The organism is Nocardia shimofusensis NBRC 100134, assembly GCF_001613125.1.
In the GTDB taxonomy this organism is placed as follows: domain Bacteria; phylum Actinomycetota; class Actinomycetes; order Mycobacteriales; family Mycobacteriaceae; genus Nocardia; species Nocardia shimofusensis.
In genome coordinates this window covers 1-20,121 of record NZ_BDBT01000050.1, presented here as the reverse complement: position 1 = coordinate 20,121, position 20,121 = coordinate 1, and the positions used below count along the sequence as shown (strand labels likewise).

The window sequence follows — 20,121 nt, the reverse complement described above, 5'->3', positions numbered from 1 at the left end:
CCCCCACCACGGAAAAGACCACGCCGCGCTGACCCGGGAACTGCTCGAGGTGGCCGGCGAAACCCGACGCCGACGCCTGTACGGCAACGACACCGACGACCAGTGGTGGCGCGCTCACTACCTCCGCGCGGCCCGCGCCGAGCTGAACTGACCTGCGAGCCCGTCGATCCGAGAGGGCAAGCCCTCCCACACAGGGAGGGCGCGGCAGCCCTCGCTGGACCGGACAGTCACAGGGCATCACCACCGCCGCCCGGAACCACCACGGTCCGGGCGACGTCGTCTTCGGCATGACCGAGCAGACCACACAGAAGCGATGGGCCACCGCACGGCTGCGGATGTTCCTCACCAACCATGGGCAGCTCTACACCCGCCGACGCACTCCGCCGCCTGCACCCGGCCCTCGAATCCGTGCCCGAATCCAAAACCCACCCAGCTCACAGCAGGCTTCTGTGAGCAACTGTGGGAGGTCCTGCTGAGCTCACCGATCACCGTGGTGCGGCCGATCGCCGACGCCTGACAGGGACCGCCGCCGCGCCGCTGAGTGACTGCCACGGCGTCCGGCCGGGCGTCTAGTGACCGTGCTCACCGAGTGTGTTGCGACCATCAAGAGTCGCATATCGGCAGGTAGGAGCCATTTACTCGGTGTGAGAGCTGCCTGGGCATCGATTTCGTGACAGGTTTTCGATACGATTTGTTGTCATGAGGGCTGCTGTGGGTGTCGCTGGGAAGGCGTTGGAGGCTGTCCCGGTGGGTGGGTTCGTGCATACGAATCGGCTGCCGGGTTCTGTTGATGCTGCCGCGTCGGCGGTCAAGCGTGCCCATCAGCGGGGAGAGTTGGTGCGGATCCGTCGCGGCCTGTACTACAAGGGGGTGCGCACACGCTACGGCACAACCCGCCCCCCGGCGGAGGCTGTGGCCGCTGAGGTGCTGGGAGACGGTGCCGGCCCGACCGGATATTCGGCGGCCCGTGTGTTCGGGTTGACGACGCAGGTGCCTGCGACGCCGACGATGGTGGTGGCCGGTCCGGTGCCGACGTCGGTGCCTGGGGTGAAGGTGTCCAAACGCAACAACAGCCTTCGCGCGATGTTGGCGTGGCCGGAGATCGCTGCGCTGGAGTTGCTGCGAGGGGATTGGGAGACCACTGTCGATGATGGTTGGACCGCGTTGAGCGAAGCCCTGCGCTCAGCGATCGACGAGGGCAAGCTGCGGTGGGACAAGCTCACCGCGGCGGCGAAGCGTGAGCATTCCCCCGCCTTACGTGCGAATCTGCGGCGGCTGAGCGAGGACCTGGAGGCGTCGGGCATGCTGGCCTGATGCCTGCACTGCGTGAGAACCCCGATGAGTTGGCGGCACTGATCGCCGCTGCGTCCGAACGCCTTTCACTGGCTCCGGCTTACGTGGAAAAGGACTTCTGGGCGATGGAAGTTCTCCGGGCGGCGACGTTCCCGCTCCAGGTGAGCGGCCCTGGCGGCAGCGGTGACGTGACGGTGATCTTCAAAGGCGGGACGTCGCTGTCGCGGGCCTATGGGCTGATCGAACGGTTCTCCGAGGACATCGACGTTCTGGTCGTTTTTCCGGATGTCGGAGCGGGGGCGGGCACCCGCGAGAAGGCGCTCAAAGGCATGCGTGAGGCGGTCATCAAGCATTTGAGCTTGGGGCCGGAGCAGGCCGTGCCGAAGAAATCGACGACCGGAGTCAAACGCAACACTCGCTTTCTCTATCCGACACAGGTCACGCCCTCCTCGCAGACGCTGCCGGCGATCTCTGATGGGTATTGCTGGAGGTCGGGTCCAGGGGCGGGTCTGCCCCGACCCAGCGTCACGAACTCCGTTGTCTGGTAGGCGATTTCGCTATCGACCATTTCGGCGACGACGAAGAGACATGGGATGAATTCGCTTCGTTCGCTGTGGAGGTGCTGGCACCCGAGCGCACGCTCATCGAGAAACTATCAGCGCTTCACGATGCCGCCACGCGCACCCCGCAGGACAAGGCGATCGCGGCGTTGCAGCGCAACGCCCGACACCTCTACGACATCCACTGTCTGCTCGCCGATGAGCGGGTGGTGACGGCACTGGAAGAACTCGGCACCGACGGAATCGCGGACCTGTGCGCCGATGTCGACCGTCACAGCGAGGCCGCGGGTTTCTCGTTCACCCCACGCCCGGCAGCCGGGTTCTCGCACAGTCGGCTCCTCGACCCCGACCAGCCCGGCGCCGCTGCCCTGGCACAAGGGTACGAACGTGCGATGCAACTGGTCTACGGACGGAAACCCACGCTGGGCGAATGCTTGGACACGATCCGTGCCCAAGCCCACTTACTCTGAGGCTCTTCCACGCACGCATCCCTTCCGGAGAAGGCAATCCCTTGCCGCTCGGGCAGGTCGTCGGCTGGCTCGGGATGAAAACCGAGGACCTCACGCTGGGATCAAGAAGTCGCTGAGATGTGGAGGGCGCTCGGTGGCCGGTCGCGCCATCGACGTCCAACGGCGGCGCGGGTGTGGCTACGCAACAGTGTTCGGCGACAGGCTTTCTCGTGGAAGGCGACTGTAGTTTGTGACGGTGAGATTCAGATCAGCGGTATCCGATGATGTCGAAGACCGGTGGGAAATCCCGGCCCTGTGGTGGGCGACGGCGGAGCCGTTCCGCGGGCTGAACGCCCCCGCGTACCGTCGGCCGGATCCTGCTGCGGCTTCGCAGGTGCAGCGGATCCTCACCCGGCATCGCCCGGCATTGATCCGGATGTTGGGCCGCACCCGCGATGCGGGATTGACTGACTTGGCCGCTGCGGGCGAGGCGTACGTCGAGGATCCTGACACGGCAGTCTCACCGCTGGGAGCTGCGGCGGTGTATGTGATCGTGAACAGGGATTACAGGGCCTGCTGCATGTCGATGTCCCAGCACTGGGATCACATGGATTCGGTGGACACCCCGAATCTCTTCGACAGCTGGATAATCCAGCACGGTGTGGAGTTCGCGGCGGAGGCTGCCGTGCTGCAGTCGGGGCTCACCGCGAATCGTCCGCGGCCCGGCGCAACCGAGTGGTCCGACCGGCTCGAACCGCTCGACGATCACGAGGGAGGTGTCGGAGGTGCGTACGCACCCGCATGGTGGATGCGGGCCCGCCTGGCTGCCGCACCCGAGGCTGATCATCGGGCGGTGCTGGAACGTCTGGCAGTGCTGCGTTCGGATCCGGGCACAGACTGGGCCAGACTCACGACATCCTATCTTGCGCCACATGTGCAGGACTGGGTCGACGCCGACCTGTCGCTGACAGGACTTACCCGTCCCTCGGCGGCATGGCGGCTGCTCGCCTCGCTGACAACGATGGAGCAGTTCGAGCGCTATATCACCGCAACCGGTGGTGATTCGTACAGATGGGACACCCACTTGTACAACGTGCTGACCCAGATCGGACCGGACAGCGCCGACAAACTCGTCCAGCGCCTGGGCGGTCCACGCGCTGGGCACGCCGGCTTCGACGAACTGTTGGCCATACTCGTGCGACTGCCACGCGACGTGGCCTATCAAGCACTGCTGGACCATCACGAACGCGAACCCGTAGCGAAAGCCCTGACACAGGCGACAGTTCGCTATCCACGCCGGGCGATGCGGCTGTTGTCCCGGCAACTGGCCGATACCGGCGAAGCGGAGTTCGCGCTGCGCCTCCAGATACACGCACGCCGTCATCCCGGGCTGGCATCCGAACCAACACTGGTCGACGAGCGCGTACTGCCCTGGCTCGAATCAACAAGCCGAGACAAGCTTCCGCGGTGGATGCTTGAGCGCCGGCTACGGAACCTGCTACGCGAGGACTACTACTGACAGGCCGCCATCGACAGTGCTACGGCCCTGGCCGGAAACGCCGTCACCCCGCAGGCAGCCCCACCCCGCGCAAGCAGTAGGGCCCCGCGGTTGGGCCCACACCACGGACGGCAGGGGCCAACCGCGGCGCGGCGGCTCAGAGGTCGAGGTAGCCGTCGCACCGGAAGGCGAGGATCCAGCCGATCATCTCGCCACCGTCGTGGACGGCGCACGCCACATACAGGCCTGGGCGGCCGAGCATGGCCTCGGCCAGCTCGCCACCGATGGACTCGCTGCGCGCCCTGCGGGGACCCGGGTTGCCGCAAGCGCTGCGTCGGCAGGTCATCATCTCGACCGCACCGGTTACACCACCGGGCCGATGTTCCGTGCCTCCATCAACGGCTGCGGCGGGCCGCTGTCCTACTCCGCGGCGAATCACCGGTGGAGCCGCTACTGCGCGGCCGCAGGGGTGGACATCGACATCAACCAGCTCCGGCACTCCTACGCTGACGGCGCTCGCTGAATCTCCCCGCTGACGCTCACCGAGATTCCCCATGTGTCCCGTGTGGCTCCGCCGTGAAGGGCGGGCCTCCTCAATGCTGGTGGTTACCACACCTGACCAGCGCTTTCAGTTCGGAGGAGGCCCGCTTTTCCATGTTGACACGTGAGGAAGATGTGGAAATCAGTGCCCTACGCGCCCGAGGTTGGACGATCTCCCAGATCGCCCGCCACACCGGCCGCGACCGCAAGACCATCCGCGCTTATCTGGCCGGTGAACGCAGCCCCGGCGTCCGCAGACGCCACCGGCCTGACCCGTTCGAACCGTTCCTCGACTACGTCACCGCTCGCCTGGCCGAGGACCCGCACTTGTGGGCTCAGACGTTGATGGACGAACTGGAACCGCTGGGGTTCGCGCTGTCTTATCAGTCGCTGACCCGCAATATCCGCGCTCGTGGCCTGCGGCCGTTGTGCCAGGCCTGCCGCACCGCCACCGAACGCCCCAACGCCGTCATCCCGCACGAGCCCGGTGGTGAAACCCAGTGGGACTGGGTCGATCTGCCGAATCCGCCCGAAGCTTGGGGGTGGGGTGCGAATGCGCACCTGCTCGTCGGATCCCTCGCTCATTCCGGGCGCTGGCGCGGCTACCTCGCACCGTCGACCGATCAGCCACACCTGATCGAGGGTCTCGACCGGGTCGCCCGCGCACTCGGCGGGGTGACCGGGGCGTGGCGGTTCGACCGGATGTCGACCGTCTGTCACCCGGCCAGCGGGCAGGTCACCGCATCGTTCGCTGCCGTCGCCAAGTATTACGGTGTGGTGCCGACGATCTGCCCGCCTCGGCGCGGGAACCGCAAGGGCGTGGTCGAGAAGGCCAACCACACTGCCGCGCAACGCTGGTGGCGCACCTTGGCCGACGAGTCGACCGTCGAACAGGCTCAGACTTCGCTGGACAAGTTCTGTTCGCTGCGCGGTGACACCCGTCTGCGGCCGACCGCCGACGGCCGCGCCATGGTCGCCACGGTCGCCACGGCAGAACCGTTGCGGGCCATGCCCGCCGATCCCTATCCGGCGATGGTTACCGAGCCTCGGGTCGCGTCACGGCAGGCAATGATCTCCTGGCGCGGCAACCGCTACTCGGTCCCGCCGGAACTGGCATCGGCGACCGTTGTCGTCGCGCAACCATTACGCGGGAACTTCATCGATATCGCCACCACCGCCGGGATCGTGATCGCCCGCCACGAACGCGCCCCCGACGGGCTCGGCGCGACCGTCCGCGACCACGGGCACGTCCTCGCCCTGGACGCCGCCGCGATGGCAGCGGCCAATGCGCAGGGCAGCGACGATCTGGCAGAAGCTCATGCCGCCACCGGGGATGCCAGGGCGAGGTACCGAGCGCCGAGGAGGTTTCGAACGCTGACCCGGGTTGTGCGATCAGTCCTCCCCGGCCAGGGTGTCGATGTGAAGATCGAGTGGCAGCAGGCAATTCCGGAGGACTACAGGGTCCCGATTCACGTCAAGTGCGAACCCGACGTCCTCGGACAATCGTTCCCATCTGCTCTTGCAGGAGAGCAGATCACGGTCCATCTTCCAGAGAGCACCGGCTCCATTTATCTGGCGCAGCCTGCCGTACTTCGCGGCCGGGTTGGTCACGACGCTCAGGATGTGTGGGGGATGCATCCGCCCGGAGGCACCATCGCTGCTATTCAGCGCCTTGGGTTCAGTGCGGATCTCTCTGACGTCGCGATAGTCGCCGAAAACATGCGCGATTGGGTGCGTCGACTGGCCGCCGTCGAGCTGGGCGGCGGCGAGTAGACGCTGCTCGGCGGCCACGATCGCGGGGGAGGTGTACTTCGTCGATCCGGCGCGCACGTAGATGCTGGTGCCATCCGAGCGGGTGAGCCCGGCCGCGACCGGGGCGTGGTCGACGACTCGGCGGGGGATGGACAGCTCGTCACCGAGCGCGACAGCGACGACCTCACGCAGGGTGTCGGTCCAGGCGGCGGGGGAGACGCGGCCGCGGAGTTGGCGCACGGCTTCGGCGCGGATGTGGTTGGCCTGCCAGGTCGCTCGCTGCTCGGCCATCACATCGACGACCGCGGCCGCGACCCGGCCCGGATCCACCGGTTCCCGCTCCGGAGCCGGGGCTGACAGCATCCGGGCCACCATCGCCTCCACCGCGGCCGCCGAGCCGAGTACCTGTTCGGATTCGGTGCGCCAGTCCTGGCGCTGCTCGGCGCGGGAGCGGGCGTGGTGTTTGCCGCCGCGGGTGGACAGGGTCGCTTCTTCGGCCATCCGCCACAGCTCTTTCGGTGACGGTTCACGTCCGTGGCGGGCTTGGAAGTCGGCCGACATCTGCCCCAGCTTGCCGGTGATCGCTTCGGCACGGGTCGACCACACCGCCGCTAGGCGCGGATCCATGCCGGCTAGCTCCCGGACCGGGCGCTTGCCTGCATCCGGGCGGCCGCGGTCGACGAAGGAGATACCGCTGAGGCTGGTTTCGAGGTGGTGTTCGAGGCGGGAGTTGTAGATCTCCGAGGCCGTGACCGCGTGCTGGTAGGGCATCGCCCCATCCAGCGCCCCCTACTGTCCGGTGGCGCGGCGGACCTTGTTCGAGATCACCACGTGGGTGTGCAGGTCCGGATCGCCCGCGCGGGAATCGCGGTGATCGAACATCGTCGCGATCAACCCGCCCACCTCGACCTGAGCGACGCCACCGGAACCGATACGGGTGAACACCGCATGCTGCTCGAGGAAGCGCAGCGCGTCCTCGATCGCGGCGTGGTGGGCGGCCTCGATCTTCTCCGCCACCTCCCGTGGCGCCAGCGCCCACAGCACGCTCACCGACTTCACCGGCGAGAACGTCAGGTCGAACCCGGCGATCCGCTTGGACTTCGGCCGCACCGCCGTAGCGACCCACGCCGACAACTCCTGCTCGTCACGGGCCGGGTGACCGTGCTCGACGGCGAACATCCGGGCCGCGACCTCGGTCGCGATCCGCTCACGGTCGGCATCGGGGACCGGTGCCGCGGGCAGGTGGCCGTGGGCGGTGTTCCACTCCTGGTAGGCGCGGCGGCACTCGGCGCGGTAGGAGAACTCCTCGACCGAGGGCGTGCTGAACGGCATCCCGATGCGGGCCTTCACCCGCAGTGCGTCCGCCCGGGCGGTGCGGGCGGAGATTCCTTCGGCGCGTTTGGTCGCGACCTCCTCGGCGATCAACGCCTCGGCGTCCGGGTGCAGGCCGCGACCGAACAGCGCCCACATCTGCGGCTCGGCGACCTCTTCACCAGCGGTGATCGACGAGACCACCACACCGTCGTCATCGAGGACGGTCAGGTCCGCCAGCCCCCGAACCCCACCAGCGGCCGGGGGATTCACCGCGCTCGCTGTAGTAGTCGGCCAGGGCCTGGTTCCCGCGCTCGTTCGCATCGTGAGTGGCGATACTGCGCAGGTAATACTCATAGCCGGCGCCACTCGCGATCTTCGCCAGTGACATCACCCCAACCACCGTACCCCGCACCATGTTTCGTGACCGGGGCGTGACCTGCGTGCAAGAGGTTTGGCGGACAAAAGGATCTTCTGATGCGGGGGGATTCGGTGGCGAGTGAAGTGTGCCATTCAGGTGGCGGGCAAGATCCTGACCCTCATGGTGACTATCGCGGTGTTGTTGTAGTTTCCGCCAAAGTTCCCGTCGGCTTTGTGGCTGCCGATCAGTGCGCCGCCGCTGGTTCCGATTCGGTCGGGAAGCAGCAGACCGTCGGCGGGATTCGGGACGGTCAGAAGACGAGCAGAGCCCAGCACCATCTCCATGCGGAAGGGGGTGGGGCTCTTCAGGACCACACTGTCCCATACGGCACTCGGTGTGGTGTTGGCTGCGCTGATCCGGGATGTGATCGCGATGCTCTTTCCCGCGCAGGTCGGAAGGTCGATGGTCATACGAGTCTCCCGCGCGACGGTCTCCGGCAGGTCTGCTGCGCCGTTGTGCACGTACGCCCGCAGGGCTAGCTCTGCGCCCGGCCGAACCTGGAGTGCATCACCGACCCAACCGCCCACCTCGTCGTAGGTGCCTTCCTTCACGAGGAGGAAGTTGCGCTCGTCGCCGTAGTTCGGGTTTTCACGATCGACGTGAAGGCCGGTCCCGGCGCGAAGTCGTAGGGGCCGGGCCCGACCATCTCCCGCTCCGGCCCCCACATGGCGCCGGAGCCGTCAGTAGGGCTTGTGCAGGTATCGCCGCCCGCCCATACCTTGTCCCGATTGATGAAGACGAGGACGGCTGCTGCCAAGAGCGCCAGAGCCAACGGAACCCACAGCACCCTGATCCACCAATCTCGGCGAGATTCCTCGATTTTCCCCTCTGACATCGCGACATCATGCCGTACCAGCGGCGCTCTGCGCCTGGGGTATTGCATGAGAACTTGTCGGTCCTGTTGAAGCCCTGCTCTTTCGCGCGACCTTGCTCAAGGGTGCGGTCGAGGCCGCCGATAGCCCTCTGTCTAGGTGTCTTTCTGGCCGGTCTTAACCTTGCCGTCGCGGATCCGGGCGACGTACTCGCGGGTGAAGCGGGAGTGTCTGGCTACGGCGCTGGGCCCATGCCTTCTACCAGACCGGCCAGGATCTCGCGAACAGCTGCTCGCGGGCGGCTTCGTAGGCGGCGGTCGCCTCGTCGTAGGCCTGGCGGGCACGTTCGATCCGGCGGCCGAGATCCTCGGCTGCGCCCTGGTCGAGGCCATCACCGGCGAAACGATCGAAAGGAGCGTCGCATGAGCGGCGGCTGTGCACCGGACTCGCTGGTCACCCGTATCGAATGGCGGTACCCGTCCTGATCGACCAGCCCGTCACCACCCGGCGGCGGGCACCTGACCACACACCATCGGCGAGGGCCTGAACACCGGCGTCCAGGCCCTCGCCGCGTATCCCGTGCGAACAGGGCCGGGAGATGATTATCGTGAAGCACAGAAAGGGCAGGGGCAGTATGTATCTGGAGACCGAGGGCATCGTTGAAGTACCCGGTGAGCAGAGCGCCGCCGAATGGGGTACCTACTTCCACACCAACCCGCACCACGGAAAAGACCACGCCGCGTTGACCCGCGAGCTGCTCGAGGTGGCCGGCGAAACCCGGCGCCGGCGCCTGTACGGCTGCGACACCGACGACCAGTGGTGGCGCGCCTACTTCCTGGGGGAGGCCCCGCGCCCAGCTGAACTGAACCTTGGTCTTGTGCTGGAGTTGTGGTCGGGCCGACGGGGTGGTCGGTGTGGTGACATGACCGTGCCCTCGGAGTTGCTCCGCGGTCGGGAGCGGTTCCGAGGGCACGGCCAGGGCTGTTATTTCCAGTCGCAGTCGTAGGGCTTGACGTCGTAGAGGCCGAAGTTCGGTTCGACGATCTCGACGCACTTGTCGGTGTCGGCGGCGTAGTCGAACTCGCTGGCCTGCTGCTGGGCGTAGGCGTAGCCGCCCCCGACGATCGCTGCGCAGGCGACGCCGACGATAGGAACGGGAATGCCGAGGACGCCGCATGCGGCTCCGAATCCCACGCCGCCGGCGGTGGTGGTGGCATCGGCCATCAACCGGAACTCCGGAGCCATCTTCTTGACCTCGGACTGCGAGTACCAGGAACTCTTTCCCCAGTCGAAGTCGGCATGCACTGAGGCGTTGGCTGTGGGAGCACCTGTGACTCCGACCAGGACGGCGCCACAGGATGCCGCTGCGACCGTCATTGCTACTCGCGTGATTCTGCTGCTCATCTAACGTCTCCCGTTCCGGATGCAGCCCAGATTTTTGGGATGCGGAGGCCAAGACGCCCGGCTGCGATTCACCCGAGTGATTGTTCGCTCGCAACCATGACAGAACGAGGCTACCGAACGACCACATGCCATGTTGCCCTGCGCATTTCGAAAATCTCACGCTTCCGGCGCGTCACGAAAGACACGCTGGCATCCTTAGGGCAATCTCAGTTTCGGCGGTAGAGGCCGGACCCCTTGAGTCCCGGCCGTCGAGGTCGAGGTCGTGCACCCGATGGACGACACCCCGCCAGCCCGCGCCGGCGATCCGGCCCCGGATTCGTGCCCGGAACCGGAACCCGGCCAGCTCACAACGTCCGCGATGAGCAGCGGTCATGACCTCCCAGCCGCGCCCTGGGGTGGGTTTTCGGGAGGTCGGGGCGGGTAGCGCCAGTGGTGCCGGGGGAGGTTGAGTCCACAGCTTGCTCCGGCCCCGCGGGTCTGGCACTGGCGGGCGATACTGGCCGGGTGTCGAATGATCTAGCCGCGGTGGACGCGGTGGCCGGGGTGTCGTTCACCGCGGGCCGGTTCTGGTTCTGGTTCGCCGGGCAGCGGTGGGAGTGGTCGGGCGAGGCCGCGGCGTTGCACGGTTATCCGGCGGAGTCGATGACGCCGACGATGGATCAGGTCCTCGGGCACAAGCATCCCGCCGATCGGGCCGCGGTCGCCGAGGTTTTGGACGCGATGGTGCGGACCGGTCAGGCGTTCTGCAGCCGTCACCGCATCATCGACACCGGCGGGGTCGAGCGGCAGGTTCTGGTGGTGGGGGAGCAGATGCGTGATGAGGCCGGGGCTGTGGTGGGTTCGACCGGTTACTACATCGACCTGACCGCCGCGGCTGCCCGTGACCGCGCTGAGGCGATCGACGAGGCCATCGACGAGGTGCTGCCGGAGGTGCTGGTCGCGCGGGCGGTGATCGAGCAGGCCAAGGGGGCGGTGATGGCGATGTACGGGGTCAGCGCCGAGCAGGCGTTCAACGTGTTGTCGTGGCGGTCGCAGGAAACCAACACCAAGCTGCGGGTGCTGGCCGGCAAACTCGTCGCCGCTCTGCGCGAGTTCGCCGGCGGGTCCCCCCAAACCCGTACCCGGTTCGATCACCTGCTGCTCACCGCCCACGAACGACCCGATCCGAGCAGTGCAGAGGAAGACTCGAGGCATGGCGAAGCAGCAGTGAGGGAGCAATAGTCTGTGGGGCGCGGGCGCCGATCAAGCGGGAGAGCCGTCGGCTCGGCTCAGAAGGGCATGCACCCCGGCACCCCGATGCCCCCGTCGCCTGCGCTGAAGGTGCCGTAGGTCAGCAGGGAGTTGAGCAGGCACACCGGGTTGCCGAAGTAGCCGGCGGAACCGGTACCAGTGTCGGCGGCAGACACCGAGGACGCGCCGAGCGCGAATCCGGCGGCCATGACCGCAACGAGCCCGCCTCGCAGAAGTTTCTTCATCTCGTCTTTCCTTACGCAGGGGAATCAGCACTGATGTGCCGGACGACCATAGAGGAACTCGCGCGGTGCGAGCCTGCCCCCAATTTAGGGGTGGAGATCGTCCGCCCAGCGAGGAAGGAGGATGTCGGCCCCGAAGTGCGAAGCGTCACAACGATCGCCGCCCCTCGGGAATTCCTTCTGTTCTTCCCTGTATCGGCCGCGTCGTGTTCGTCCTGACGGTGCTGCCCTGACACGCCGGGTGCTTGCCCCCAGAACCGGGGGCATCCTTTTCGAAACTGAAACACTTCATAGTCGCTACCTTGGTGGAACTCTTCACGCCGAAACGGAGCGCACCTGCCATGTTCAACAATCCGACAGCACGCAATCGCACCGTCGCCGCCCTCGCGGCCATCGCTGCGGCGACCATCATGACCACCGCCTCCGCCGGTGCCGAAGCGCAAACCCCCGCCCCGGGTGCTGCAACCCCGCACGTCATCACCGCAGATCCCGGCACCCCCGGGATCTACAAGGACATACTCGCCTGCACCGTGGAGCCGGGCAGTGGCAGCAGCACAGGCAGCACGGGCTTGTGCGGTCCCCGGCCGGTGACTCGCCCGCGATGAAGGCCGAGGCTCAGGACTGAGCGGGCCGGATGCCCTCTGACCGGGGAAGCCTGATGCGGCCCTGAGCGCGAGGCCGGTGTCGCCGCCGACGATCCCTGTGCTGCAGGGCCTGCCTGAACGCAGCGACAGCTGCACAACGGTCGGGCGGAAGGTGACCGACACCGCGGATCTCCACGCCCGCTGGGCGAGGTCAGCCGGTGGGGGCTGTCTCCGATCGGAAGAAATGTCGATCGGTGCAGCGTCGCCGGATGGGCCGGGTGCTTGACCGCGCCCGGCGACGCCGCCGGTATCCGAACACCACACCTGCGCCGAGCCAGGGCGGCCGAAGGGCAGGCAGGTGTGGCGAAGACATTCAACCAGCTACCGGGCCTGCGACCATCCACGGCACTGCTCATGGACACGCCCTGGGATGCCGGGGCGTGTTCGGCCCGCGCTCCTATCGTGTGGCTTCATGTCGAACGAACGCGTCTATCTGACCCCCGAAGCCGCCGCGTCCCTGCCGCACACGCTCCCGCTCCAGTGGGACAGCAACCGCCCAACGATCTGCCACGTCGATGTCGACGCCGCGGTCCCGCAGGACAACGGCTGGCTCAGGATCGTCCTGTCCCAGAACGAGGGCAACCAGTTCGTCCTCAGCCTGCCGCCGACCGCGGTTGCCGCGGTCGTCTGGGTTCAGGGAGCCATGTTCCCAACCTTCTGACCGAGCCGTCCCCGCTCCGGGGCACGCCGCCGCGTGTCGGAGGTGGCAAAGACTTCGATTACTACGCGGCGGTTATCGTGTTCGCGTACACCTGCCACTGGCCTCCGGCCAGGCACTCTGCCACAGAGGAGCCTGGCCCGAGACCGGTAGTAGAGGCGAACTGCCGACCTTTTCATTACGAGTGTTGCAGACGTTTCGGCACCCGGTTCGACCGGACCAACGACGCCCTCTCGCTTACAAGGTAAGCGGTTCGGATAGGCACTCCAGCGCCGATCCGGTGTCTTCGTACTGCCCCACCTGATGATGTGCGACACGCCGACCAACCTAATCAGGTAGTTCCACCGCGCAGGCTGTGCAGCGCGGTGCCCAGGTGGCGTGCGGATCGGTGACGGCCATGTCCGCACGGCCCGATGCAGTTGCTGGTGGTGGTTGCGGGCGCGGCCGACAGCGTCGGCGACCGCCGCGGCCGCGAGCGCCGAGCCCACCGCTCGATCGCCTGTCGGGCAACGGTTCCGGTGGGCAACTGGTAGGGGTTGCGGCGCGGGAACTCGGGGAAGCGCGAGCTGTGCTGAACAATCTTCGCGAGGAGAGGAGCCCGCACGGTGAGTGGCAACAAATGGCCGAACGATGTCCGCGATGCGGCGTTGACGCTGATGAGGCAACTGCATCACCAACATCCGGACGCGACCCGGGGTGCGATATGCGCTGAGGTCGCACGTCGGATGGATCCAGCACCGGCTGTGAACACACTGCTGTGGTGGGGTCGGGCGTACTGCGTCTTCCCCAACATGCCCTCGCTACGGTCGGTGCGCCTCGTCGAGCCGATCGACGAGGCCGAGGCGGTCGATGTCGACGACGTGGAGTCGGTAGGCCCGGTCGACGAGGTGACAGCGGTCGAGGAGGCCGAGACGCTGCAAGAGATGGTCTTCACCCTGCGCACGGCGCTACACGACTGCATGAGGCACGCCGGCGCCAGCGCCGGCGACATCCTGCGTGCGGCCGACCGTCACGCGCTGGCCCTGGAGAACCTGGTCCACGCGCTCGGGGAGGAAGACGCCACAGGCCCGTTCAACCAGCGCGCGATCACCGGGTAGAGACCTCCGATTCCGGCACCGCCGTGTCACGGCAAACACTCGGCGGGGCAGCGCCCATGTTCAGGACGACGGCGGCCGAGCAGGATCACCTTCGGCCGAGAAGTCGGCACGCGCCGCCTTTCCGGACTGCTCCCACCAGGGGGCCTGCTGCGAGAGGGTGGTACGGCTCGCGGCCATGCGTTCGGCTTGGATCGTCTTTTCCGCTGTCGAGAGCACCAGGTAGCTGACGACGCAGAACACCAGACACCACGCGGGAACCGAGACGACCGCGATGATCGCGGCGGTGGACAGCTCGCTCGGCATGCCGGTGGCGGCCATGACACTGCCTATGAGGCCGGTCAGCACCAGGGCGAACAACATCAGACGGTAGAAGGTGAGCAGGGGTTTGACCCGCTCGTAGTGACCCAGCCGCGTCAACACCACCGACGTGTAGGCGATCTGGGCGACGGTGAGACCAGCCACCACCGGCCACAGCCAGACCAGGCTCTCGTCCGCGCCGGCCAACCGAGCCAACGGGGCGGTGAAGGAGTAGGACGCGATGCTCGCCGCCAGGACGACCGCGGCGGCCAAGCCGCCGAGAAGCCGGGGCACGGTGAACACGGCGGGGTGCGGCGGACGGTTCATCCGGGTTCCTCCTGCAAGGTCGGGCCGCCGGCGCGCGGTCGGTACTGCCCAGGGTAGGAGCGCATTGCCGGATCTGATCGGCAATCGCGCTGTGAGACAACTTCTTCCGGTATCGCCGAGATCGCAGGGGAGAAGAGGTCACCTCCGCTCCGCGCGTCGCCGGACCGAGCGTCGAGTGGATGCGCAGCACTCGCGCACAGATACTCACCGGTAGCGAAGAGACCGCACACGAGCTCAGTGACCGACTTGAGGCACAAACCGGAGCCGCTGGTTCATTGCGCCATTACGGTTCCGGGATGCCTCAAGAATCCTGGGTCCCCAAGCTGCATCGCGGGTTCGAGATCCGTGATGAGCTACGCGACTACCTGGTAGAGCAGGCCAATGCGCCCCGCCCGGCCAGATACGAGACGAACGCCGACGAGCACACCAACCGGCGAGTCTGGGCTCAGTGGGTTGCCGAGACGGTGCCGTCCTACGAGCGTGCAGCCGTGCTGCTGGGAGACGCCATCCATAACCTGCGCGCCGCGATGGACCATGCGGTGTGGGCGATCACCCCGGAGGCCGTCCGACTGGCATACCCGCGACGAGTCGCGTTTCCGCTGCACTCCACCGAGAAGTTGTACAAGGATTGGTTGAAGAGCAGGAAGAGCTGGTATGGCCCGACCGTACTCGCAGTCTTCGAGTGGGCACAGCCGTACGCAGCCTCGGCCAACGAAATTCATCCGCTGCACATCCTGCAGTACCTGTCCAACACCGATAAACACCAGCTGCTCAACGTCGTTGCGAACAACCAAGTGAATCTCGCCGAGATCACTGTGGAACCAAAGCCCGAAGGCGGGGTGGTCTCATCGGTCAACGAAGGCGTGGTCGAGCCCGGAACCGTGCTGGCACGGGTGGAGTTTCCACGTCACGAAGCCAAAAGCCCCGGCGAACGAACTTCAATGGACATCAAGGGCGTCTTCGCCTACGAGCAGGTGGTGCGATACGTCGACATCAGCGAGAACGAGCGCTGGCTCCCGGTTGGTGAGGTGATGAACCGCATCGGCCCGATGGTGGTCGAGGCGGTCGGCTACGTCATCTCCGCCGATCTGAAGGATCGCGGTTTGTACACCGAGCCGTCCGCGACCACGGACAGTGTTCAGTCCGACAGCGATAGCGCATAGCGGCAGGCGTACGGGCCGCACCGGTTGCCTGATAACTAACCCCACCGCGACGCCGGCGCGAGGTCGGCGATCACGGAGAGGAACCGCGCACCGCGGCGGCGTCCAGGCGCGCGAGCTCGCCATCGGATACGCCTCGACGAATACCGCCGCCACGGCATCGGTCGACCGATCGGACACTGGGGCGGGCGGATGATCTGGCAGCTGGCCGACAGCGCGGAACTACTCGTCGCCTGGCGCCGGGTAGGTATCGGCGACACCGCCGATCGTTCGGAAATCGTTCGTTTTCCGAACGCATAGCCAGCTTTCGGGCGGCGGTCTTTCCTGGACGCCGGGGAGTCATCGTTCCAGGAGGTCTTCGACCGCATCCTCAAGCACGGAGGCGAACGCGAGGGCGTTTCCCAGCAGAGCGCGCTCTCCATGACCGGGCAACCGAGGTCGCCGGTGGCTGGCTTGGGCGGAAGGAAGCCGTAGAGTTCAACTTCGTCGTGCCAGGCGCTGTGGACGGCATCGAGGCTGGAGCGGCGCTGGGTCGCGCAGTCCGAGCGCGGCGGGCCGGGCGGCATGCAGGCGCGGCTGAGGTAGCGGCCGGGCTGAGACAATGAATGTCGTGAATCCCTATGAGGCGGTGCGTTTAGTCGAACTTGATCTGCGCCAACTGGTGCGCGTCGTGTTGGGATCGTCCTGGTTGGAGGCGGCGCGCGCGGGTGGGGTTGTAGACGTGGCGAAGCTCGAAGCAAAGGTGAATGACGAGCGCGGCCGGCGCCCTGCAACGGTGGTGAGCACCGACTTGATCGAGTACACCGAGTTCACCCAGCTTCAGGCTCTGATCTTGGAGGAGCGATGGGATGCGTTCGCTCCAGCGTTGGGCAAAAAGAAGCACATCGAGACGTATCTGTCGAAGATCGCCGGGTTCCGTAACCCCACGATGCACGCCCGGGCCCTGCTTCCGTTCGAAGAGCACCTCGTTCTCGGAATTTCTGGCGAACTCCGGAACCGCATCGCGATCTATCGCAACACCAAGGAGCAGTCGAGCATGTACTACCCCGTCGTCGACTCGATCACCGACAACTTCGGTAACACCCATGACGGCGTCACGAACGCGATCATCCAAACCGGGGTGCGGATGGGGATCGGCGAGACGGTTACATTCACTTGCCGCGCCACTGACCCCGAGGACCGACAGCTGCACTGGCGGCTCTGCAACAACGCTGCCGGTCACCCCGACAGTCAGACCGACGAGGCCACAGGGAACGAAGTCGTCCTGTCCTACACCTTTACCCGCGCCGACGTCGGTGAGCGGGTACCTCTGCTCGTCACCCTCCGCAGCAGTGGTGAATTTCATCGCCTACCCGGCCCCTCGGCGTGGGATGCAACCGCGATGTTTCACTACGCCGTGAACCCGCCCTCCGGCCGCCGTTGATCCGGTATAGGTGACTACTACGTAGAGGTGCAGGTCAACCCGTCACCTCTACGTGCAGCAGTCCCGTCTGAACCGCGACGGGACATCACGAACTACCGGTCTGTGGGGGAGACAGGCGTCGCGTCATGTAGGGGTTTGAGCCGGGCACCAAACGCACTACGTCGCCGGGCTGCACACCGGATACAGCCGCAGGATCTGCGTAGCGTGCTGTGGGTGTGTGGGTGATGAATCGGTCATCGAACGTGATGGTGCGGCCGTCGTACTTGATCGTCAAGGGCCTGATGACCATCAGTGCGAACTCAGTTTCACTGCTACGAGCGGTCACGGCCTTGGGGTCGGTGACGTGCATGTCGACACCGTCCCATTCGTCTTCGACGATTTCGCCTCGCACGATCGCAGCGGCGTCGAGGATCTGGTGATACTCGCTGGAGTTGAGCCTGTAGGGCATTGTCAGCGAAGCAAGAGTGCGGCGCTGGAGCTCCACCAGTGCCGCGGCCAGCTCAGCCCATGTGTGGCTCCTTTGCCAGAGATCCTCATCTCGATCGACGTGCTTCCACGGAGGAAGAAGCGCCGGCCCACCTGCCACGGCCAGAGTGACAGAGGAGGAGCCACTGAACAGCTCTTCCATAGCCTGCAGGGTATGAAGCACAAGTCGGGGTGGCTGTCCGCCGACTTCGTGAGGTGTGATGCAGAGTTCGGCTGTGTGGTCGGCGTTGTTGCCGAGGAACTCCACCGTGATGGCGCCAGCTCTGTCAGTGCCTGCGAGTCGGATGCCTTGACCATTCAGGCCTCGTGTCTGCTCGATGGCGATGAGCTCGACACATCGGCCTGACGGCTCAATCCTCAGCTCCAGGTCTAGGCCCGAGCTTTGTGAGGTAGCTGCGGCACCTATCTGGATCAAAGCCTCACCCAACGGCGGTGTTGCGCCTGGGGGGCCTTCTGCGCCGATGATGCGGGCAGGCAGAGGTATATCAGGAGCCACGCCGTAGGTGAAGAATCTGTGGAGTGCGTCGTGCTCGGGTGATCCTGGCTCGGCGGCCATCGTGACGGTGGTTGAGAGCGGACGAAGCCGGAATGACTCCGCGCAGCGCGGGGAGACACGCAGAACCCACAGGTGGTTGTCACCGACTTCACGGGCGATGACAGTGCACTCCTCGCTGTCGGCCCCTGCCAGGGCGCCAAGCTCGATGGATGCCTTGTTCAGGCTGCCCAACCGACCCACCCGAATCTCGGAGGCGTAATGGTAGAACGGGTCGACTTCATCTAGTGCGCTCGCCAGCGCCCGCTGACGAGCGCCGATCGCGGACAGCAGGTCCTCCCCCTCGGAGTCGGGTAGTTCCCGTGCCGCAGAGAGGGCTTGCGCCATCAGCTCTTCGGTCCGGCTCCGTCCGTCGCCGAAGTAATAGTCGACCAAACGGCTGTTCTGCGAGGCACGCACATCGAGGTTCGTCCTTCCCAGCCAGGTGACTTCATCGAGGCCGGCAGCTGAGGTCAGGTTCTGTAGCCATTCCAGACGTTCGTTCGTCGGATTCCACGGCGTTACCAATGTCCATGACCTCACCGCCAGTCGTGGGAGCGTCTTCTCCACGAACTCATGCCATGAGCTCTCGATGTTGGTCAGCTGCTTGCTGGTCAGCGGCCTGGTGAACCGTTTGACTTGATAGATGTCGAAGCGGTGGTCGCCGGTGGGGATTCGGATGTCGATCCCGCGGTCACCCCGGGAGGGCGTGATGATGTTGCCGCGTGGATGCTCTAGTAATAAGAGGGCCGCGACGAACTCTTCCACCGCTTCTCCCGACATGAGCTCCCAGTTCACACGGGCCATCATCATGCACCTAGAAAAGCACACGACCCCCGTGTCGAGACCGTCTCCTGGTCAGGCCGTGGTGGAGCCGGGGATCCGCAGGTAGCTGTAGACGGTCTCGCGGCTGACACCGAACTCCTTGGCTAGTACGGATTTCGGCTCTCCCGCGGCGGCACGGTCTCGCAGCAGGGCGACCTGGTCGGTGGTCAGGGCGGGCTTGCGGCCCTTATAGGCGCCGCGAGCCTTCGCCGCGGCGATGCCCTCGCGCTGGCGTTCCAGGATCAGTGCGCGTTCGAATTCGGCGAAGGCGCCCATTACCGACAGCATCAGGGTGGCCATCGGGGAGTCCTCGCCGGTGAAGGTCAGTGCCTCCTTGACGAACTCGACGCGGACGCCCTTGTCGGTGAGCTGTCGGACGAGGCGGCGGAGGTCGTCGAGGTTGCGGGCGAGGCGGTCCATGGAGTGCACGAGCACGGTGTCGCCGTCGCGGACGAAAGCGAGCATCTCCTGCAGCGCAGGCCGTTCGGCGTTCTTGCCGGTGACCTTGTCGGTGAAGAGGCGCTCGACGTCGATGCCGTCGAGTTGTCGGTCGGTGTTCTGGTCGACGGTCGAGACCCTGATGTAGCCGACGCGCACCGCGCCCTCCCGTATTCGCCTGGAACCGGCTGCGATTGCGGCTGGCTGTCAGGTTGAAATCTAAGAACTCACCGGACGAGTGTCAAGAAATTCGGTTTCGGACTCTATTCGGACGCGAAACGCCCCGGTCACGGGTGTCTAGTTGGGCTCTACCCCAACCAGGCACCCTAAGTTCACCGCTCATTGGAGATTCAGGTGTACCTGCTCGGTAAGTGGATGGCCTGGATCTAGGACTCGCTTGCAATCGGTGAGCAGTTGTTTGAACAGGTCGATTGCTTCATCGACTCGCCCTGCCTCCCGGTAGGTCTCGGCGAGGTTGTTGCGGGTTTTCAGGGTGTCGGGGTGGTCGGTGCCGAGGATCCGTTGCCGGTCGGTGAGCACCTGTTCGTACAGAGTGATGGCTTCGCTGACGCGTCCAGCCGATTCGTAGGCGCCAGCGAGGTTGTGGCGGGTGTTCAGGGTGCTGGGGTGGTCGGCGCCCAGGATGCGTTGCCGGTCGGTGAGTACCTGTTCGAACAGGTCGATCGCTTCACCGAGCCGCCCCGCCTCCCGGTAGGTGAGGG

20 protein-coding genes and 2 pseudogenes are annotated in these 20,121 nt (G+C 65.9%); 13 read left to right on the top strand and 9 right to left on the bottom strand.

Annotated features, from left to right (window positions below; genetic code table 11):
- Nucleotides 1–747 precede the first annotated feature (747 nt).
- From NS3_RS27620 to NS3_RS27605, 4 genes are all read left to right on the top strand, one after another.
- Nucleotides 748–1,314, top strand: a complete 567-nt coding sequence (locus NS3_RS27620) for a type IV toxin-antitoxin system AbiEi family antitoxin domain-containing protein (RefSeq protein ID WP_157101579.1) — start codon at nucleotides 748–750, stop codon at nucleotides 1,312–1,314.
- Nucleotides 1,314–1,841 (top strand): nucleotidyl transferase AbiEii/AbiGii toxin family protein, encoded by a 528-nt coding sequence (locus NS3_RS30410; protein ID WP_084496017.1) that lies wholly within the window; start codon nucleotides 1,314–1,316, stop codon nucleotides 1,839–1,841. Before NS3_RS27620 ends, NS3_RS30410 begins: the two co-directional genes overlap by 1 nt.
- A complete protein-coding gene (locus NS3_RS30405; protein WP_084496015.1) occupies nucleotides 1,775–2,323 on the top strand; it encodes a nucleotidyl transferase AbiEii/AbiGii toxin family protein in 549 nt (182 codons plus the stop codon). The genes NS3_RS30410 and NS3_RS30405 overlap by 67 nt, the downstream gene beginning before the upstream one ends.
- A 235-nt stretch (nucleotides 2,324–2,558) precedes the next feature.
- Nucleotides 2,559–3,821, top strand: a complete 1,263-nt coding sequence (locus tag NS3_RS27605) for a hypothetical protein (protein ID WP_157101578.1) — start codon at nucleotides 2,559–2,561, stop codon at nucleotides 3,819–3,821.
- 136 nt (nucleotides 3,822–3,957) lie between these two features.
- On the opposite strand, the gene NS3_RS29645 is transcribed toward NS3_RS27605, so the two are convergent.
- Nucleotides 3,958–4,146, bottom strand: a complete 189-nt coding sequence (locus NS3_RS29645) for a hypothetical protein (protein WP_218018290.1) — start codon at nucleotides 4,144–4,146, stop codon at nucleotides 3,958–3,960.
- Nucleotides 4,147–4,179: 33 nt separating this feature from the next.
- Here NS3_RS29645 and NS3_RS29360 point away from each other — a divergent pair, with 33 nt between their 5' ends.
- Both NS3_RS29360 and NS3_RS28715 read left to right on the top strand, forming a co-directional pair.
- Nucleotides 4,180–4,323 carry a site-specific integrase gene (locus NS3_RS29360; protein ID WP_218018289.1) on the top strand — a complete coding sequence of 48 codons (144 nt, stop codon included), beginning with the start codon at nucleotides 4,180–4,182 and terminating at the stop codon, nucleotides 4,321–4,323.
- 131 nt (nucleotides 4,324–4,454) lie between these two features.
- Nucleotides 4,455–5,624 (top strand): annotated as a pseudogene (locus NS3_RS28715) (Mu transposase domain-containing protein); the annotation flags it as partial.
- 108 nt (nucleotides 5,625–5,732) lie between these two features.
- Here NS3_RS28715 and mobF read toward each other — a convergent pair.
- Both mobF and NS3_RS27580 read right to left on the bottom strand, forming a co-directional pair.
- Nucleotides 5,733–7,607, bottom strand: a pseudogene (gene mobF / locus NS3_RS30245) (MobF family relaxase).
- A 309-nt stretch (nucleotides 7,608–7,916) separates the two neighbouring features.
- Nucleotides 7,917–8,375 carry a hypothetical protein gene (locus NS3_RS27580; protein ID WP_067865816.1) on the bottom strand — a complete coding sequence of 153 codons (459 nt, stop codon included), beginning with the start codon at nucleotides 8,373–8,375 and terminating at the stop codon, nucleotides 7,917–7,919.
- Nucleotides 8,376–9,270: 895 nt separating this feature from the next.
- On the opposite strand from NS3_RS27580, the gene NS3_RS27565 reads away from it, so the two are divergent.
- Nucleotides 9,271–9,642: a hypothetical protein gene (locus NS3_RS27565; RefSeq protein ID WP_157101577.1), complete on the top strand. Its 372-nt coding sequence runs from the start codon at nucleotides 9,271–9,273 to the stop codon at nucleotides 9,640–9,642.
- Here the strand turns inward: NS3_RS27565 and NS3_RS27560 are convergent.
- Nucleotides 9,621–9,941 (bottom strand): hypothetical protein, encoded by a 321-nt coding sequence (locus NS3_RS27560; protein ID WP_067865803.1) that lies wholly within the window; start codon nucleotides 9,939–9,941, stop codon nucleotides 9,621–9,623. The genes NS3_RS27565 and NS3_RS27560 overlap by 22 nt on opposite strands.
- Before the next feature lie 603 nt (nucleotides 9,942–10,544).
- Between NS3_RS27560 and NS3_RS27555 the strand changes: the two genes are divergently transcribed.
- Nucleotides 10,545–11,261 (top strand): PAS and ANTAR domain-containing protein, encoded by a 717-nt coding sequence (locus NS3_RS27555; protein ID WP_067865800.1) that lies wholly within the window; start codon nucleotides 10,545–10,547, stop codon nucleotides 11,259–11,261.
- A gap of 47 nt (nucleotides 11,262–11,308) precedes the next feature.
- Here the strand turns inward: NS3_RS27555 and NS3_RS29355 are convergent, their stop codons facing one another.
- Entirely contained in the window at nucleotides 11,309–11,515 is a 207-nt protein-coding gene (locus NS3_RS29355; protein ID WP_157101576.1) for a hypothetical protein, read from the bottom strand.
- Nucleotides 11,516–11,853: 338 nt separating this feature from the next.
- On the opposite strand from NS3_RS29355, the gene NS3_RS27550 reads away from it, so the two are divergent.
- The 3 genes from NS3_RS27550 (at nucleotide 11,854) to NS3_RS27540 (ending at nucleotide 13,911) form a co-directional block, all read left to right on the top strand.
- A complete protein-coding gene (locus tag NS3_RS27550; protein ID WP_157101575.1) occupies nucleotides 11,854–12,117 on the top strand; it encodes a hypothetical protein in 264 nt (87 codons plus the stop codon).
- Between the two features lie 451 nt (nucleotides 12,118–12,568).
- Nucleotides 12,569–12,817: a hypothetical protein gene (locus NS3_RS27545; protein WP_041561594.1), complete on the top strand. Its 249-nt coding sequence runs from the start codon at nucleotides 12,569–12,571 to the stop codon at nucleotides 12,815–12,817.
- Between the two features lie 740 nt (nucleotides 12,818–13,557).
- On the top strand, nucleotides 13,558–13,911 hold the full coding sequence (locus NS3_RS27540; protein WP_067865793.1) for a hypothetical protein: 354 nt from the start codon (nucleotides 13,558–13,560) through the stop codon (nucleotides 13,909–13,911).
- Nucleotides 13,912–13,971: 60 nt separating this feature from the next.
- On the opposite strand, the gene NS3_RS27535 is transcribed toward NS3_RS27540, so the two are convergent.
- On the bottom strand, nucleotides 13,972–14,535 hold the full coding sequence (locus NS3_RS27535) for a hypothetical protein (RefSeq protein ID WP_067865790.1): 564 nt from the start codon (nucleotides 14,533–14,535) through the stop codon (nucleotides 13,972–13,974).
- 296 nt (nucleotides 14,536–14,831) lie between these two features.
- Here NS3_RS27535 and NS3_RS27530 point away from each other — a divergent pair, with 296 nt between their 5' ends.
- Nucleotides 14,832–15,698, top strand: coding sequence for a hypothetical protein (locus NS3_RS27530; protein WP_174550528.1), 867 nt, complete (start codon nucleotides 14,832–14,834; stop codon nucleotides 15,696–15,698).
- Between the two features lie 607 nt (nucleotides 15,699–16,305).
- Nucleotides 16,306–17,118 carry an immunoglobulin domain-containing protein gene (locus NS3_RS27525; protein ID WP_157101574.1) on the top strand — a complete coding sequence of 271 codons (813 nt, stop codon included), beginning with the start codon at nucleotides 16,306–16,308 and terminating at the stop codon, nucleotides 17,116–17,118.
- A gap of 85 nt (nucleotides 17,119–17,203) precedes the next feature.
- Here the strand turns inward: NS3_RS27525 and NS3_RS27520 are convergent, their stop codons facing one another.
- From NS3_RS27520 to NS3_RS27510, 3 genes are all read right to left on the bottom strand, one after another.
- Nucleotides 17,204–18,934, bottom strand: a complete 1,731-nt coding sequence (locus NS3_RS27520) for a PDDEXK family nuclease (protein ID WP_157101573.1) — start codon at nucleotides 18,932–18,934, stop codon at nucleotides 17,204–17,206.
- A gap of 60 nt (nucleotides 18,935–18,994) precedes the next feature.
- Nucleotides 18,995–19,558 (bottom strand): recombinase family protein, encoded by a 564-nt coding sequence (locus tag NS3_RS27515; RefSeq protein ID WP_067865781.1) that lies wholly within the window; start codon nucleotides 19,556–19,558, stop codon nucleotides 18,995–18,997.
- A gap of 180 nt (nucleotides 19,559–19,738) precedes the next feature.
- A partial coding sequence (locus NS3_RS27510; protein WP_157101572.1) for a tetratricopeptide repeat protein occupies nucleotides 19,739–20,121 on the bottom strand: 383 nt, incomplete at its 5' end.